Consider the following 16,295-nt stretch of genomic DNA (forward strand, 5'->3'; position numbering starts at 1 on the left):
TGTTAAGCACGCCGCCAGCGTTCGTCCTGAGCCAGGATCAAACTCTCCATAAATGCTTAAACGCACGACCACCCGAAAGCGATCGGCACATCTAAAGCCAGACGTGAACGGGAATCGAACACGAACCAGCAAGTTTGAAACCGACAGAACAAATCATTACTGACTTGCTTGTTTGTTTAAATGTATTCCAAAGGAATCCGAAACGAGCATCCGAAGGACACTCGCAACGGGTATTTGGCATTTGACATTGTGCACGCTGTTGAGTTCTCAAGGAACGGACGCTCCCGACACCGACCATCACAGCCAGCCATCGGAGCTCACACTCCACCGCTCCCCGTGGGAGTGATCCAGACAACAAAGCCCAGCACTCACGTCGGAAGCAGAATCAGACCCTAGCTCAGTTGATGGTAAACACGCAACCCTTCAGGGCCACGGCAACTTCTGTTTCACCAGGATCACCCACCAGAACAGCTCCGGAAGCTTCTCAGCTCCCCGCCCGTTCCGGCGACAAGAGGAGACATTACGCGGACCACCCCACCCCCGCAAAACAACCCGCATCCCGGGCGTGTCGCGAAGGTGTCCCGGAGACGACGGAGCGGCGGCCCCAGGGGGCCGCCGCCGCGGGCATCAGTGGAAGAAGTGGCGTTCTCCCGTGAAGTACATGGCGACGCCGGCGGCACGGGCGGCCTCGACTACCTCCTCGTCGCGCACCGAGCCCCCGGGCTGGACCACCGCGCGGACGCCCGCGTCGAGCAGCACCTGGAGTCCGTCGGCGAACGGGAAGAACGCGTCGGACGCGGCCACCGATCCGGACGCACGGTCACCCGCGCGCTGGACGGCGAGCTGGCAGGAGTCCACCCGGTTGACCTGGCCCATGCCCACTCCCACGGATGCGCCGTGGTGCGCCAACAGGATCGCGTTCGACTTCACGGCCCGGCAGGCCTTCCACGCGAACTCGAGATCCGCGAGGGTCTGCTCGTCCACGGGATCCCCGGTGGCCAGGGTCCACGTCGCCGAGAGGCGCGTGCCGTCCGTGGGGAAGGCATCGCCGGACTGCACGAGGTAGCCCCCCGAGATCTGCCTGGCCTCGAGGGCCTCGCGGTGGTACCCCTCGGGGAGCGTCAGCAGGCGGAGGTTCTTCTTGGTCTTGAGGAGGGTGAGCGCGTCGTCGTCGAACCCGGGCGCGACGAGGACCTCGGTGAATATCTCCTTCACCGTCTCCGCCATCCCCAGCGTGACGATGCGGTTCGCCGCGATCACCCCCCCGAAGGCCGAGACCGGGTCGCAGTCGTGCGCGCTGCGATGCGCCGCGGCGATCGCGTCGACCGCTCGGGGAGCCGCGACGGCGATGCCGCACGGGTTCGCGTGCTTGATGATGGCGACCGCCGGCTCCGCGAAGTCGTAGGCGGCGCGGACCGCCGCGTCCGCGTCGACGAAGTTGTTGTAGGACATCTCCTTGCCGTGCAGCTGCACCGCCTGCGCGATGCCGGCGCCGTCCGGTCGACGGTAGAGCGCCGCGTCCTGGTGGGAGTTCTCGCCGTACCGGAGCACCTGGGCGAGTTCGCCCCCGACGTCCCAGCTCACGGGCCAGGTGGAGTCGACCCGCTCGGAGGATCCCGTGCCGACGACGGTCGAGCGGAAGTAGTCGGCGACTGCCCGGTCGTAGTCGGCCGTGTGCGCGAAGGCCGAGGCCGCGAGGCGACGGCGCTGCGCGAGGGTGGTCCCCCCGGACCGCACGGCCTGGATCACCTCGTCGTAGCTCGACGGGGACACGACGACAGCCACGTTCGCGTGGTTCTTGGCGGACGCCCGGACCATGGCGGGGCCGCCGATGTCGATCTGCTCGATCACGTCCGACGCCGGGGCTCCCGACGCGACCGTCTCCACGAACGGGTAGAGGTTCACGACCACGAGCTGGAACGGGGAGATGCCGAGCTCCGCCAGCTGCACCTCGTGCGACTCGAGCCGCAGGTCGGCGAGGAGGCCGGCGTGCACGGCGGGGTGCAGGGTCTTGACGCGTCCGTCGAGCGCTTCCGGGAACCCGGTCACGTCCTGCACCGGCGTGACAGGGAAGCCCGCGTCTGCGATGGTGCTGGCCGTCGACCCGGTGGAGACGATCTCGACCCCGGCCTCCGCGAGCGCCGCGGCCAGCTCGAGCAGCCCCGTCTTGTCGCTGACGGAGACGAGGGCGCGCGCCACCTCGATGGCGTCTCGATCGCGGAACAGGGACGGGTCGTGACGGGGTCCGCTCATGCCGGGGACAGCTCCTTGAGGTCGATGGTGCCGAGGGAGATCGCGCGCACCGTGTCGACGAGGAGCCTGCGCTCCACGACCTTGATGCGCTCGTGCAGGGTGTGCTCGGTGTCGCCGGGTTCCACGGGTACGCGCTCCTGCGCGAGCACCGGCCCGGTGTCGACCCCGGTGTCGACGACGATGATGGACGCCCCGGAGCTCGTGGCCCCGGCGGCGATGGCGTCCCGGACGGCGTGGGCTCCGGGGAACTCCGGCAGGTACGCCGGGTGCGTGTTGACGATGCGGGGCGCGAACGCCGCGACGGCGCGCGGCGGGAGGAGGCGCATGAACCCGCTGAGGACCACCAGGTCGGGCTCCCAGCCTGTGATGGCCGCGGCCAGCTCGTCGCCCCAGGCCGCCCGATCCGGGAAGCTCGCGAACGGGACCGTGAAGGTGGGGATGCCGCGCTCCTCGGCGAAGCGGAGGCCGTCGGCGTCGCGATCGGCTCCGACCGCGATCACCCGAGCCGGGTAGTCCGCGTGGTCGGCCGCCTCGAGGAGGGCGTGGAGGTTGGTCCCGCTGCCGGAGATGAGGACGACCACGTTGAGCACGCGCACAGCCTATCCGCGTCCTTCCGGGCTGCGCCGGACGAGGGGGGCCATCAGGCCCGAGACGAACATGCCCGCCACCGCGGCGACGCCGATCTCGAGGAAGCCGACGAGGAGGATCCACCCGGCCGCCGGGCCGACGTCGGCCAGGCGGCCCGGCCCCGCCGCTCCGCCGGAGATGACCGCCAGCAGGGCGAGCACCGCCGCGCCGACCACGCCCATTCCGAGGCCCGCGGCGAGGAACCAGGGCCAGCGCCGCGCCTCGGGCTCCGGGATGCGGGCGACGCGGGGCGACAGGGCGACCGCGGCGACGAAGGCCACGACGACCGGGACGAGGATCCCCAGGTAGCCGAGGTCGAACGCGCCCTGCGGCAGGATGCCGAGGACGGGCACCGACGGGATGGGCCCGACGGTCGTGCCGAGCGGCGAGATGGACGACCCGGTGCCGAGCGCGAAGCCGGGTCCGACGAGCCACGACGCCGTGAAGATCACCAGGTTCGGGAGGAGCGCGATCTGCGCCAGCGTCAGGGCGACGCCGCCGACGATTCCGGTCTGCAGGGTCTCGTAGAGGGTGATGACGGTCGCGTACTGGAGGCCCAGCAGCACGGCGACGACGACAGCGGAGATCGCGACGACCCCGAACGCCGCGGCCGCTCCCCCGCGGACGGCCGTGGCGGCGACGGATGCCGCGCCGTCCGGCAGGCGGTCGAGCGCGTCCCGAGCGCTTCGGACGGCGCCGGCCGCTCGGCCGGACGACAGGGACGCCCCCCAGCGAGCGGCCCGCGCTCGATCGGCGCGGGCAATTCCTCCGACGAGGAGGCCGAGGGCGAGGACCAGAGTGGGCAGGATCGCACCGCGCACGACGGCCGGGGAGACGCCCTCGTGCTGTGCCGCGAGCGCGAGGCCGAGGGACAGCACGGCGGTGGTGGCCACGGCGGAGAGCGCACCGACGCCGGGGTGGTCGGTCTCGACGATGCGGCGGCCGGCGCGGATCCCGAGGAGGAGCGTGAGGAGCGCGAAGCCCAGCGGCGCGAGCGTGAGCGCGAACGGCGCGTCCACGCCCGGGAGCCCGAAGGACGAGGCGAGCGCCGGATCCAGCGACGCCGTGAGCGGGACGCCGTGCCCGAGGAGCCACAGGTCGATCGCCGTGCGCGCGAAGACGCCCCAGTCGATCTGCAGGTCGTACTGGCCGGCCCACAGCGCCGTGAGCGGCACGAGGGGCAGGGCGACGCCGACCCCCACCACCAGGAGCGCCTCGAGTGCCGCGAACAGGGCGGTTGCGTGTCGGTTCATGCCTCGACGACCCTACCGGCCGGGCCATGCGCGACCCGTCCGGCGACGGGCGCGCCGGGGCATCCGTGGGCCGATCCGGATGTGGAGGACCCGGGTACGGCGACGGCCCGCATCCACCGGGGATGCGGGCCGTCGTCGTGCGCTCGCGAGCGCGTCGGCGCTACAGGGCGGCGAAGACCTCGCGGAGGAGGTTGGCCGTCTCGGTCGGCGTCTTGCCGACCTTGACGCCGGAGGCCTCGAGGGCCTCCTTCTTGCCCTGGGCCGTGCCGCTGCCGCCGGAGACGATGGCGCCGGCGTGACCCATGGTCTTGCCCTCGGGAGCGGTGAAGCCCGCGACGTACGCGACGACCGGCTTGGTGACGTGGGCCTTGATGTACTCGGCCGCGCGCTCCTCGGCGTCGCCGCCGATCTCGCCGATCATGACGATGGCGCGCGTCTCCGGGTCGGCCTCGAACGCCTCGAGGGCGTCGATGTGCGTGGTGCCGATGATCGGGTCGCCGCCGATGCCGATCGCGGTCGAGATGCCGAGGTCGCGCAGCTCGAACATCATCTGGTACGTGAGCGTGCCCGACTTGGAGACGAGGCCGATGGGGCCGGCCTCGGTGATGGTGGCGGGGATGATGCCGGCGTTCGACTTGCCGGGGCTGATGATGCCGGGGCAGTTCGGGCCGACGATGCGCGTCTTCCCGCCGGTGCTCTTGGCGTGCGACCAGAACTCGGCGGAGTCCTTGACGGGGATGCCCTCCGTGATGACGACCGCGAGCGGGATGGCGGCGTCGATCGCCTCCACCACGGCGCTCTTCGCGAAGGCCGGCGGGACGAAGATGACCGACACGTCGGCGCCCGTCTCCGTCATGGCCTCGGCGACCGAGCCGAAGATCGGGAGCTCGACGCCCTCGATGGTGACCGTGCTGCCGGCCTTCCGCGGGTTGACGCCGCCGACGACCTTGCTGCCGGACGCGAGCATGCGGCCCGCGTGCTTGGTGCCCTCGGAGCCCGTGAGGCCCTGGACGATGATCCTGCTGTTCTCGTCGAGAAGAATCGACATGTTCGTGTTCCTGTTCTCTCTCGGGAGTTACGCGGCGGCGAGCTCGGCGGCCTTGTCGGCCGCCTCGTCCATGGTGCCGACGACGGTGACGAGGGGGTGCGCGCGCTCCTCGAGGATGCGGCGGCCCTCCTCGACGTTGTTGCCGTCGAGGCGGACGACGAGCGGCTTGGTGGCGGCGTCGCCGAGCTTGTCGAGCGCGCCGACGATGCCGTTCGCGACCGCGTCGCAGGACGTGATGCCGCCGAAGACGTTGACGAAGACGCTGGTGACCTGCTCGTCGCCGAGGATGACGTCGAGGCCGGCGGCCATGACCTCCGCCGACGCTCCGCCGCCGATGTCGAGGAAGTTCGCCGGACGCACGCCGCCGTGCTGCTCTCCGGCGTAGCTGACGACGTCGAGCGTCGACATGACGAGGCCCGCGCCGTTGCCGATGATGCCGACCTGGCCGTCGAGCTTGACGTAGTTGAGGTCGGACTCCTTGGCCTTCGCCTCGAGCGGGTCCGCGGCGGCCGCGTCCTCGAGGGCCGCGTGGCCCTCATGGCGGAAGCCGGCGTTCTCGTCGAGCGTGACCTTGCCGTCGAGGGCGATGATGTCACCCGACTCCGTGAGGACGAGCGGGTTGACCTCGACCAGCGTCGCGTCCTCGTCGCGGTAGACCCACCAGAGGCGCTCGAAGACGGGCGCCACCTTGGCGATGAGCTCCTCGGGGAACGACGCCGCGCGGGCGATCTCCTCGGCCTTGGCGGCGTCGATGCCGGCGACCGGGTCGATCTCGATGCGGGCGAGCGCCTCGGGCCGGGTGACCGCGAGCTCCTCGATCTCCATGCCGCCCTCGTAGCTGGCGAGGCACAGGTAGGAGCGCTCGGCGCGGTCGAGGAGGATCGAGAAGTAGAACTCCTGCGCGATGCGGGCGCCGGCCGCGACCATCACCCGGTGCACGGTGTGGCCCTTGATGTCGAGCCCGAGGATGGCCTCGGCCGCCTCGTGGGCGGCGTCGGCGCTCTGGGCGACCTTGACGCCGCCGGCCTTGCCACGGCCCCCGGTCTTCACCTGCGCCTTCACGACGACGGTGCCGCCCAGCTTCTCGGCCGCGGCGCGCACCTCCTCGGCGGTGTCGGCGACGATCCCCGGGAGGACCGGGACGCCGTAGGACTCGAAGAGGTCCCTGGCCTGGTATTCGAAAAGATCCACGCGTGTCATCCCATCCGCACCCGCGCCTGGCGGTTACGTGCGTCATTCGAGGCTGCGGTGCCGCGACCGTCTGGTGGCGGCACCCGGTGTGTTGCGGCTGGCCGACGCGCCCGCCGCCCACCTGGATGGGCCGGCCCGCCGCGTCGGCGACCGTGGAGAGCCTATCGGGTCGCACGTGGGCCGGTCCTGGTGCGCGTCGACCGTGCGCCCGGGCGCGATCGGCGGGCTGGGGAGGGGAGACTGGGCGGATGAGACCGTGGACGCATCCCGCACGTCGGTCCGGCGGCTCGATCCGCGACGTCGCGGGCGAGGGGATCCTCCTGGCAGCGGGCGCCCGGGCGATCCTGCTCCAGGTCGCCGACCCGTCGGTGGCGCGCGGCGTGGCCGAGCACAGCGACTTCGCGACGCGTCCGCTGGACCGGCTCGAGGGCACGCTCGGCTACATCTACGCCGTCGTGTTCGGCTCCCCCGACGAGGTCGCGCGCGCCCGGCGGATCGTCGGCAGAGCACATGCGCCCGTCCGGTCCACGGTCGCTGCGGCCGACGGCTCGGCGCCGGCCTACTCCGCCTACGACCCCGAGCTGCAGCTCTGGGTGGCGGCGACGGTCTACCAGTCGGCCGTCACGATGTTCGAGCTCTGCTTCGGCCCGCTGCACGAGGAGGCCGCCGACAGGATCCACCGGCAGTACGCGGTCCTCGGCACGGCGCTGCAGGTGCCGGACGGGATGTGGCCCGAGGACCGGGCGGCGTTCCGCGCCTACTGGGACGCGCGGATCGCGACGCTCGAGCCGACGGCGGACGCGCGTCGGATCGCGCGGACGCTGCTGGAGGGGCAGGGAGCGCCGAAGGCGGTCCGCGTGTCCATGCCCCTCGTCGCGCTCGTGACGGCATGGCTCCTGCCACCGCGGATCCGGGCCGGCTTCGGGATGCGGTGGGACGCGCGGCTCGAACGCCGCTGCACGCGCCTGCTCACCCCCGTCCTCGTCGTGTACCGGGTGCTGCCGCGCCTCGTCCGAGAGACTCCGCGCACGGTCATCACGCGCAGGTACCGGCGGCGCGACGCCGGGTAGCCGACGGTCGGCCGCTCCTGCACAGGCGCGCAGCCGTGGATCCCGTCCCCTGGTCGCCACCCGGCGCGCGGGGACGGCTCGATCGACCCGCACTGTGCGGCCATGACACGGAACCCATCGGCAGCTCGCTCCTCCTCCTCATCGTCGACCCGGCACCGGCATGCCCGTCCGCCGCGGCGGCCGCGGACCGCCCGGAGCGTGTCGGTGCTCGTGGGCGCCGGACTCGCGATCGGCCTCGCGGCGAGCGCCGTTCCGCCCGCGCAGGCGCTGAGCGCGGTCTCCCATGGAGTCGGCTACGCGTCCGGGAGGGATGGCCGTTGGCTGGGCTCGTACCGGATGGACGACGGGCGGCTCGGCTTCTGCATCGACGTCGGGCTCGCCGCGCCACCCGGCCACGACTACTCCCCCGTCGAGGACGCGGGCACGACTCCCGACGACCGGGCGCGCCTCGCCTACATATCGAGGCGCTGGGCGGGATCCACGGATGCCGACACCGCGGCGGCGGGGCAGTTGGCGACCTGGATCATCACCGGCCTCGGCGGGCACGACCTCTCCTGGTACGCGGACCGGGCCGGCGATCACGCGGGGGCGGTCGAGTCCCGTGCGCGCGAGATGCTGGCGGAGGCGACGTCGGGCGCCTCGCGCTCGGTGTCCGCCACGGCGACAGCGGCTCTCGGGGACGACGGACGCGGGACCGTGCGCGTCGACCTGCGCGCCGACCTCGTCGCGACCGGCCCGACGGACGTGGCGGCAGGGTCGCAGTCGGGCACCATCGCCCTCGACGGCGCCGTGTTCGACGACGGGAGCACGACAGAGCAGGTGACGAACGGCATCGCGGTGCCGATCCGGGCGACGGGTTCGTCCGCGGTGCTGCACGTGACGGCGAGCGCTGCCTTCTCGTCGCTCCCCTTCGGCGACGCCCTCGACGCCGTGGGCGACGGCGGGGCGTCGCAGCGGATGATCCTGGCCCGGCCTGCGGACGCACGCGCCGAGGCGCGGGCCGATGCGCAGGCACCGAGCCCGCTCCCCTTCGCCCCACGCGTCGTCACGCGCACGTCGCGCGCCGTGGCGGCGGTCGGCGACGAGCTGGCGGACGCGCTCCGGGTGTCCGCCGACCCGGCGGGATCCGCTGACCACGGGAAGCCGGCGACATCCGACGGCTGGGGGCTGACCCGCGGAGCGGACGGGCGCCTGGCGCCCGTCCCGGTCACGGTCCGGAGCAGGCTCCTCGGGCCGTTCTCGGAGCAGGTCGGGCCCGAGCGCGACGAGGTCCCGGCCAGCGCCCCGGAGGTGTGCGAGGTCGTCACGCGCGTCGACCGCGGGCCGGGCGACTACGACTCACCCGCGTGCCGGCTCCCGGCCGGCGGCTTCTACACCTGGGTCGAGTCCATCTCGCCCGACGACACCGCCATCGCGGACGGACGCGCTCGGGTGCTGCCCTGGCATTCGACCTTCGGCGCGGCGACCGAGACGACGCAGGTCCCGCAGCCGCCGCGGGTCACGACGACCATCGGGGCCTCGGAGATCGCGACGGGCGCATGCCAGACCGACACGCTGCACACGACGTCGTTCGTCGGGGTGGGCCCCGTCCCCGTGCACGTCCGCCTCATGGGTCCGTTCGCCACCGCGCCCGTCGACGGGGAGACGGTGGCCGTCCCCGAGGGCGCTGGCTCGGATGGTCCCGCGTCCGACGTCACCCTCACCGACGACGGCGAGGTGACGACGCCCTGCATGCGCGTGCTCGCGCCCGGGTGGTACGTCGCCGTCCTCGACAGCCCGGGCCGTCCCGCCGGCGACGCGGACGGGGCCGCCATCGCGCCGTTCGCCGATCACACGGCGCACGCGGGCGAGACCTTCCACGTCAGTCCGCCGCCTCCGGGCGAGGTGCATCCGGCGCAGGGGCATGCCCAGCTGGCCATGACGGGCGGGGCTCCGGGCATCGACGTCCCGGGCTCCGGCGGGGCGCGACGCATCGGCGCACCGCAGCTCTCGTGCGCCGCCTCGCTCCTCGGCGCGCTGGGTGCCGCCGGCATCGGCGCGCGTCGTGCCGGACGACGCCGATCCCCGGCTAGAGCTTCTCGATGGGCGCGATCTTGATGAGCAGCCGCTTGCGGCCCGCCGGCCCGTCGAACTGCACCTCGGCGATGCGCTTGCGGCCCTCCCCCGTCACGCCCGTGACGCGGCCCTCGCCGAAGTCGGTGTGGCGGATGCGATCGCCGAACGCGAGCTCCAGGTCACCGTTGTCGCGCACCTGGCCGGTGACGGTGTTGGCCCACTGCGTCTTGGGGCGCGGGGGCGGCGGCAGGGCGGGATCCTCGAAGCCGCTCGAGGACCGCGAGCGGCCGCCGTACCCGCCGCCCTCACGTCGGGCGTTGAGGGCTCGCGGTTGAGTGCCACCGCGCGAGGTGGCCATGCCGGGCGACTGCTTCCAGTCGATCAGCTCGGCCGGGATCTCCTGCAGGTACCGGCTCGGCATCGCGACGTTGACCTCGCCGAACTGGGCCCGCGTCATCGCCAGGGAGATGAAGAGGCGGCGACGAGCCCGGGTGATGCCGACGTAGAAGAGGCGACGCTCCTCAGCCGGGCCACCTGGCTCGTTGGCCGACATCCGGTGCGGCAGCAGGTCCTCCTCGACGCCCGTGAGGAACACGGAGTCATACTCCAGGCCCTTCGCCGTGTGCAGGGTCATGAGGGAGACGGTGCCGCTCGAGTCGTCGAGCTCATCCGCCGCGGCGACGAGCGAGACCTCCGTCAGGAAGTCCACCAGCTGGCCCTCGGGGTTGTTGCGCGAGAACTCCTTGGTGACGGCGACGAGCTCCTCGACGTTCTCGGCGCGGGCCTCGTCCTGGGCGTCCTTGCTCGCCCGCAGCGCCTGCACGAGGCCGCTCCTCTCCAGGAGGGTCGTGACCAGGTCGCCCACGGACGTTCGTCCCTCCGGCCGATCGGGATCCAGCAGCAGCGCCACCTCGTCGAGCATGCGCGAGAGCGTGAGGATGGCCTGCGTCACCTTGGGTCCGAGCCCCAGCTCCGATGCGCGGCGCATGGCCTCGCGGAAGGTCACGCCATGCGACTCGGCGAAGTTGGCCAGGGCCGTCTCCGTGGCGGGCCCGATGCCCCGCTTCGGGGTGTTGAGGATGCGCCGGAGCGCCAGCACGTCCGCGGGGTTCGCCACGGCGACGAGGTACGCCATCGCGTCCTTGATCTCCGCCCGCTCGTAGAACTTCGTGCCGCCCATGATCCGGTACGGCACGGCCGAGCGGATGAGGATCTCCTCGAGCGCGCGCGTCTGCGCGTTGGTGCGGTAGAAGACGGCGATCTCGGAGTAGGCGGTGCCCTCCTCGTGCAGCTTCTGGATCTCGTCCGCCACGAACTGCGCCTCGTCATGCCCCGAGTACCCGGTGAAGCCGATGATCTTGTCGCCGTCGCCGATGGAGGTCCACAGCTTCTTGTCCTTGCGGTCGAAGTTGTTCGAGATGACGGCGTTGGCGGCGGTGAGGATGTTCTGGGTCGACCGGTAGTTCTGCTCGAGGAGCACGACCTTCGACTGCGGGAAGTCGCGCTCGAACTCCGTGATGTTGCGGATGTCCGCACCGCGGAATGCGTAGATCGACTGGTCGCTGTCGCCCACAACGGTGAGCGAGGCCCCGTCGATCCCGCCCATTCCGTTCGTGGACATGCGCGTGTCGACGGGCACGTCCTCCGGTGCCACCGGGCGCGTCAGCTCGCGGATGAGCGAGTACTGGGCGTGGTTCGTGTCCTGGTACTCGTCCACCAGGACGTGCCGGAAGCGCCGCTGGTAGAGCGCCGCCACCTTGGGGAACGCGCGGAAGAGGTAGACGGTCTGGCCGATGAGGTCGTCGAAGTCGAAGGCGTTGGCGGCCGCGAGCGAGCGCGTGTACTGACGGAATATCTCCACGAACATGGCCTCGGCCGGGTCGTTGAAGTTCGCCGTGCGCGCGAACGTGTCCGCGTCGGACAGCTCGTTCTTCAGCTTCGAGATGCGGCCTGACACCGACGAGACGGTGAAGCCGAGCGTGTCCGCGTCGAGCTGCTTGATGATCCGCTTGATGAGCACACGGCTGTCCGCGGAGTCGTAGATGGTGAAGTTCTGCGTGAAGCCGAACGCTTCCGCCTCGCGTCGGAGGATGCGGACGCACGCGGAGTGGAAGGTCGAGATCCACATGCCCTCGGATGCCTGACCGAGCAGCGACTCGACCCGCTCCCGCATCTCGGCGGCGGCCTTGTTCGTGAAGGTGATGGCGAGGATCTGGCTCGGCCACGCCTCCCGGGACTCGATGAGGCTCGCGATGCGGTGGGTGAGGACGCGTGTCTTGCCGGACCCGGCGCCCGCGACGATGAGGAGGGCGGGACCTCGGTAGACGACGGCCTCCCGCTGCTCCGGATTGAGGCCCTCCAGCAGCGGATCCGTCGCGCCGCCCGCCCCTGTGTCGGCACCCGACCGGCCGTCGAGGATGATCGGCGTGCTGGAGGGGGAAAGGGCGGCGGGGTCGGCACTCATGTCGGCATCGATCCTAGGCGCTGCCCCCGACGCGCGACCGGGCGGGCGGGCTGCCCCGCCTGCTCCGCCTGCCCCGGCCAGCGGACCGAGCGCCGCCCGCTACCGCCCCGCGGCCTCCGCCCGCTCGGCCACGAGCCGAACCGCGAGATCCGGGTGGTCGGCGAAGACCCCGTCGACGCCCGCGTCGAGGAGCCGACCCCAGTGCGTGCCGAAGTCGCCGTGCGCGGACTTCGGACCGGGACCGCGGAGAGGCCGGGGCAGGAAGGCGTTCTCGGGGCGCAGCGTCCAGGTGAACACCGAGAGGCCGGCGTCGTGCGCGCGAGCGACCAGATCGGACACGGGCGCGGCCTCTCCTGCGGATCCGAACCCCGCGGCGGGGCAGATGCGCTCGAGGCCCACGCTGATGCCGTCGACCTCGGCCGCGAGCGCCGCGAGCCCCTCCTCGGTCAGCTGCTCGTCGAAGGTCACGGCGGACTCTCCATGACGCGCGACCTCGTCGATCGCCGCTCCGCGCCCCTCGAGGAGGTAGACGAGGCGAGCTTCGATGCCGCGCGCGCGGACGCCCAGGAGCGCGGTCCGCTCGAACGACTCGATGGTGAGCCGCGACGCGTCCGACGCCCAGCCGTGCGCCTCGAGGTCGCGGGCGAGCAGATCGTCGAGCGGCATGCCGAGCGCGGCGAAGTGCGTGGCGTGCTTGATCTCCGCGACCATCCCGAGCGGGCGGCCGTGGCGTGCCGACTCCTGGTCGATGATCCGCAGCAGGTCGGGCAGGGAGAGCACGGTCTCCTCGTCGTCGTGGGACGCGCTGTCCGGTCGGGCAGCGGGGATCCGCTCGCGGCAGCGCAGCGTGCGGATCTCGGCCCACGTCATGTCCTCCGTGAACCAGCCGGTGCGCTCGACGCCGTCGACGACGCGCGTGCTGCGGCGGTCCGCGAATTCGGGGCGGTGAGCGACGTCGGTCGTGCCGGACAGCTCGTTCTCGTGCCGGATGACGAGGACGCCGTCGGAGGAGGCGACGAGGTCGGGTTCGACGGCATCCGCGCCCTGCGCGAATCCGAGACGCACGGCGGCGGCGGAGTGCTCGGGGCGGTAGCCGCTGGCTCCGCGATGGGCGATGACGAGGGGGCGGGGGCGGGGGCGAGGGGCGTGATCCACGCGGGGCACGCTACAGGCGCCGGGTGGACGACGAGCTCGTACTCATCTGAGGAAATACACGGCTCGCGCCTGTGGTCTCCCAGCCTGGCCAGCTAAATTGGTGGTCGATCACGTTCAACCACCATTGAGAGTAGAAGGACCATGGCCAACCCCACGTTCTCCAACAACCCGGTCTTCAACGGCCGGGGTGCGACGCCCACGAGGGATGTGACCCCGGAGAGCCTCGACGAGCTCTACAACCGCCCGTCGGCGACGCCGCTCGAGACCGACCGCATGTCCTTCGAGGACACGACCGTCAAGACGGTCAGCCTGCTCGCGATCGTCGTCGTCCTCGGCGCCGTCGCGTGGCTCTCGGGCCCGCTCGCCCTCCCCCTCGCCATGCTCGGCGCCATCGGCGGCCTCGTGCTGGGCCTCGTCAACTCCTTCAAGAAGGAGCCGTCCGTCCCGCTGATCGTCGCGTACGCGGCGTTCGAGGGGCTGCTCGTCGGCGGCATCTCGCGCGTCTTCGAGGGCATCGCCCCCGGTGTCGCGACCCAGGCCCTCCTCGGCACGGCCGCGGTCTTCGCGACTGTGCTGATCCTGTTCCGCAGCGGCAAGATCCGGGCCTCCGCGAAGGCGACCAAGATCTTCATGATCGCGATCATCTCCTACGCGGCGTTCTCGCTCGTGAACTTCGCCCTCATCGCGTTCGGCGCCATCCAGAGCCCATACGGCATGCGCGACGTCATGATCTTCGGCATCCCGCTCGGCGTCGTCCTCGGCCTGCTCGCCGTCGTGCTCGGTGCTTACTCGCTGGTCCTGGACTTCGACTTCATCCAGCGCGGCGTCCGCGCCGGCGCGCCCCGCAAGTACGGCTGGACCGCGGCGTTCGGCCTCGTGGTCACCATCGTGTGGCTGTACGTCGAGCTGCTGCGCCTCTTCGCGATCCTGCGCGGCAACAACTAGCACCACCGCAGGTCCCTGGCACAGCACCGCGGACCGGCAGAACGACGAAGGCCGCTCCCCGAGGGGAGCGGCCTTCGTCGTGTCAGCGCCGGGGCGCCGGCGTGAGGATCACTCCCACTCGATGGTGCCCGGCGGCTTCGACGTGACGTCGAGCACGACGCGGTTCACGCCGTCGACCTCGTTAGTGATGCGGTTCGAGATGCGCGCCAGCACGTCGTACGGCAGGCGCGTCCAGTCGGCGGTCATGGCGTCCTCGCTGGAGACGGGGCGCAGCACGATGGGGTGGCCGTAGGTGCGGCCGTCGCCCTGCACGCCGACCGAGCGGACGTCCGCGAGGAGCACGACCGGGCACTGCCAGATCTCGCCGTCGAGGCCGGCCGCGGTGAGCTCGGCGCGCGCGATGGCGTCGGCCTTGCGGAGCAGCTCGAGGCGCTCGGCCGTGACCTCGCCCACGATGCGGATCCCGAGGCCGGGGCCGGGGAACGGCTGGCGCCCCACGATGACCTCGGGAAGACCCAGCTCACGGCCGATGGCGCGGACCTCGTCCTTGAAGAGGGTGCGGAGCGGCTCGACGAGCTCGAACTTGAGGTCCTCCGGGAGGCCGCCGACGTTGTGGTGGCTCTTGATGTTCGCGGTGCCCGTGCCGCCGCCCGACTCCACCACGTCCGGGTAGAGCGTGCCCTGCACGAGGAAGCGGATGGGCTCGCCGTCGGCCTTCGCCTCGAGGACGAGCGCCTCGGCGGCGCTCTCGAAGGTGCGGATGAACTCGCGGCCGATGATCTTGCGCTTGGCCTCGGGATCCGTGACGCCCGCGAGGCCGTCGAGGAACTGGTCCGCGACGTCCACCGTGACGAGGCGGACCCCCGTGGCGGCCACGTAGTCCTCCTCGACCTGGCGGCGCTCGTCCTGGCGGAGGAGGCCGTGGTCGACGAAGACGCAGGTGAGCTGGTCGCCGATGGCGCGGTGCACGAGGGCGGCCGCGACCGCGGAGTCGACGCCGCCGGACAGCGCGCAGATGACGCGGGCCTCGCCGACCTGGGCGCGGATCCGCTCGACCTGCTCGGCGATGACGTTGCCGCTGTTCCAGTCGCCGGGGATGCCCGCGGCGCGGTGCAGGAAGTTCTCGAGCACGGCCTGGCCGTGCGCGGAGTGCTTGACCTCGGGGTGCCACTGCACGCCGTAGAGGCGGCGCTCGTCGCTCGCGAAGGCGGCGACGGGCGTCGACGCGCTCGAGGCGAGCACCTCGAAGCCCTCCGGCGCCTTCGACACCGAGTCGCCGTGGCTCATCCACACGGTCTGGTCGTCGGGCTGGCCGTCGAGCAGCGTGCTACCGGGCGTGAGCGTGACGGCGGTGGATCCGTACTCGCGGGCACCCGTGTGCGCGACCTCGCCACCGAGCGCGCGCGCCATGACCTGGAATCCGTAGCAGATGCCGAGCACGGGGACGCCGAGGTCGAGGATCCCCTCGTCGAGGCCGGGCGAGCCCTCCTCGTACACGCTCGACGGGCCGCCGCTGAGGACGATGCCGGACGGGTCCTTCGCGCGGATCTCCTCGGCCGTGATCGTGGACGGCACGATCTCGGAGTAGACGTTGGCCTCGCGGACGCGGCGGGCGATCAGCTGCGCGTACTGGGCGCCGAAGTCGACGACGAGGACGGGGCGCTGGTTCGTGGGGTTGTCGACGCTCAAGTGGTGGCCTCCGGGGTGGTGGTCGGGTCGATGGGGCGGGGATCCGCGTCGTCGTCGCCCGCCGAGGCAGCCGGCGCCGTGCGGCGCGGCGCCTCGAGCTCGGCGATGGTCGCCCGCACCTGACGGGCGATGCGCGCTTCGACGATGAAGGAGAGGAACGGCACGACGCCGCCCGCGGCGATGAGGATGAAGCGGGTGAACGACCAGCGCATCTTCTGCCAGAGCAGGAAGTCGCTGATGAGGTAGACCACGTAGATGTTGCCGTGGACGATCTGGATCAGGAGGCTCAGGTTGGTGCCCGTGAGCGTGTCCGCGGGCGACAGGGCGAGGAAGCCGGACGGCCCGTTCAGCTCGAGCTCGTAGCCGGCGCCGGCGAGGTACTGCAGCGATCCGTCGACGAACTGGAAGCCGGGCAGGTACTTGATGCCCATCTCCACGACGAGCAGGAGGAGGAAGGCGCCGGTGACGAACGCCATGACGCGGTAGAAGCCGAGGACCCTCCGGATCTGCGGGACGTCGGAGCGCTTGAGTCCGTAGGCCATGCG

General features: G+C 71.7%; 12 protein-coding genes. 3 read left to right on the plus strand and 9 right to left on the minus strand.

The genetic code is table 11. The annotated features are described in order from the left end of the window. Window positions 1–627 precede the first annotated feature (627 nt). The 5 genes from purH to sucC all read right to left on the minus strand — a co-directional run bounded on the left by purH (window position 628) and on the right by sucC (window position 6,372). A complete protein-coding gene (gene purH, locus ITJ40_RS10210) occupies window positions 628–2,253 on the minus strand; it encodes a bifunctional phosphoribosylaminoimidazolecarboxamide formyltransferase/IMP cyclohydrolase (RefSeq protein ID WP_194667004.1) in 1,626 nt (541 codons plus the stop codon). Further along, on the minus strand, window positions 2,250–2,843 hold the full coding sequence (gene purN / locus ITJ40_RS10215) for a phosphoribosylglycinamide formyltransferase (RefSeq protein ID WP_370532032.1): 594 nt from the start codon (window positions 2,841–2,843) through the stop codon (window positions 2,250–2,252). Before purN ends, purH begins: the two co-directional genes overlap by 4 nt. A gap of 9 nt (window positions 2,844–2,852) precedes the next feature. Next, the gene (locus ITJ40_RS10220) at window positions 2,853–4,133 is read right to left on the minus strand and encodes a DUF6350 family protein (RefSeq protein WP_194667006.1); all 1,281 of its coding nucleotides are present in this window, start codon (window positions 4,131–4,133) and stop codon (window positions 2,853–2,855) included. Window positions 4,134–4,293: 160 nt separating this feature from the next. Beyond that, window positions 4,294–5,181 (minus strand): succinate--CoA ligase subunit alpha, encoded by an 888-nt coding sequence (gene sucD / locus ITJ40_RS10225; RefSeq protein WP_160447835.1) that lies wholly within the window; start codon window positions 5,179–5,181, stop codon window positions 4,294–4,296. A 27-nt stretch (window positions 5,182–5,208) separates the two neighbouring features. Then, the gene (gene sucC / locus ITJ40_RS10230) at window positions 5,209–6,372 is read right to left on the minus strand and encodes an ADP-forming succinate--CoA ligase subunit beta (RefSeq protein ID WP_194667007.1); all 1,164 of its coding nucleotides are present in this window, start codon (window positions 6,370–6,372) and stop codon (window positions 5,209–5,211) included. Between the two features lie 248 nt (window positions 6,373–6,620). Here sucC and ITJ40_RS10235 point away from each other — a divergent pair, with 248 nt between their 5' ends. Next, on the plus strand, window positions 6,621–7,442 hold the full coding sequence (locus ITJ40_RS10235; RefSeq protein ID WP_194667008.1) for an oxygenase MpaB family protein: 822 nt from the start codon (window positions 6,621–6,623) through the stop codon (window positions 7,440–7,442). Window positions 7,443–7,652: 210 nt separating this feature from the next. After that, window positions 7,653–9,539, plus strand: a complete 1,887-nt coding sequence (locus ITJ40_RS10240) for a thioester domain-containing protein (RefSeq protein WP_370532033.1) — start codon at window positions 7,653–7,655, stop codon at window positions 9,537–9,539. Here ITJ40_RS10240 and ITJ40_RS10245 read toward each other — a convergent pair. Together ITJ40_RS10245 and ITJ40_RS10250 are read right to left on the minus strand one after the other, a co-directional pair. Continuing rightward, on the minus strand, window positions 9,511–11,961 hold the full coding sequence (locus ITJ40_RS10245) for an ATP-dependent helicase (protein ID WP_194667010.1): 2,451 nt from the start codon (window positions 11,959–11,961) through the stop codon (window positions 9,511–9,513). The genes ITJ40_RS10240 and ITJ40_RS10245 overlap by 29 nt on opposite strands. A 99-nt stretch (window positions 11,962–12,060) precedes the next feature. Next, complete coding sequence (locus ITJ40_RS10250) at window positions 12,061–13,125, minus strand: glycerophosphodiester phosphodiesterase family protein (RefSeq protein WP_194667011.1); 1,065 nt, start codon at window positions 13,123–13,125, stop codon at window positions 12,061–12,063. Between the two features lie 132 nt (window positions 13,126–13,257). Here ITJ40_RS10250 and ITJ40_RS10255 point away from each other — a divergent pair, with 132 nt between their 5' ends. After that, window positions 13,258–14,061 (plus strand): Bax inhibitor-1/YccA family protein, encoded by an 804-nt coding sequence (locus tag ITJ40_RS10255; protein WP_194667012.1) that lies wholly within the window; start codon window positions 13,258–13,260, stop codon window positions 14,059–14,061. Window positions 14,062–14,169: 108 nt separating this feature from the next. On the opposite strand, the gene guaA is transcribed toward ITJ40_RS10255, so the two are convergent. Both guaA and ITJ40_RS10265 read right to left on the minus strand, forming a co-directional pair. Further along, window positions 14,170–15,750, minus strand: a complete 1,581-nt coding sequence (guaA, locus tag ITJ40_RS10260) for a glutamine-hydrolyzing GMP synthase (protein WP_194667013.1) — start codon at window positions 15,748–15,750, stop codon at window positions 14,170–14,172. Next, complete coding sequence (locus ITJ40_RS10265) at window positions 15,747–16,292, minus strand: DUF3817 domain-containing protein (RefSeq protein ID WP_194667014.1); 546 nt, start codon at window positions 16,290–16,292, stop codon at window positions 15,747–15,749. The genes guaA and ITJ40_RS10265 overlap by 4 nt, the downstream gene beginning before the upstream one ends. Between the last annotated feature and the right edge of the window lie 3 nt (window positions 16,293–16,295).

The sequence above is a fragment of the Clavibacter sp. VKM Ac-2872 genome (assembly GCF_015351105.1).
Lineage (GTDB): Bacteria > Actinomycetota > Actinomycetes > Actinomycetales > Microbacteriaceae > Clavibacter.

Bases quoted from the DNA above. Each gene is read 5' to 3' on its own strand.
- ITJ40_RS10235 (WP_194667008.1), top strand. From the start codon at position 6,621: ATGAGACCGTGGACGCATCCCGCACGTCGGTCCGGCGGCTCGATCCGC.
- sucD (WP_160447835.1), bottom strand. From the start codon at position 5,181: ATGTCGATTCTTCTCGACGAGAACAGCAGGATCATCGTCCAGGGCCTC.
- ITJ40_RS10220 (WP_194667006.1), bottom strand. From the start codon at position 4,133: ATGAACCGACACGCAACCGCCCTGTTCGCGGCACTCGAGGCGCTCCTG.
- purH (WP_194667004.1), bottom strand. From the start codon at position 2,253: ATGAGCGGACCCCGTCACGACCCGTCCCTGTTCCGCGATCGAGACGCC.
- ITJ40_RS10255 (WP_194667012.1), top strand. From the start codon at position 13,258: ATGGCCAACCCCACGTTCTCCAACAACCCGGTCTTCAACGGCCGGGGT.
- ITJ40_RS10245 (WP_194667010.1), bottom strand. From the start codon at position 11,961: ATGAGTGCCGACCCCGCCGCCCTTTCCCCCTCCAGCACGCCGATCATC.
- ITJ40_RS10265 (WP_194667014.1), bottom strand. From the start codon at position 16,292: ATGGCCTACGGACTCAAGCGCTCCGACGTCCCGCAGATCCGGAGGGTC.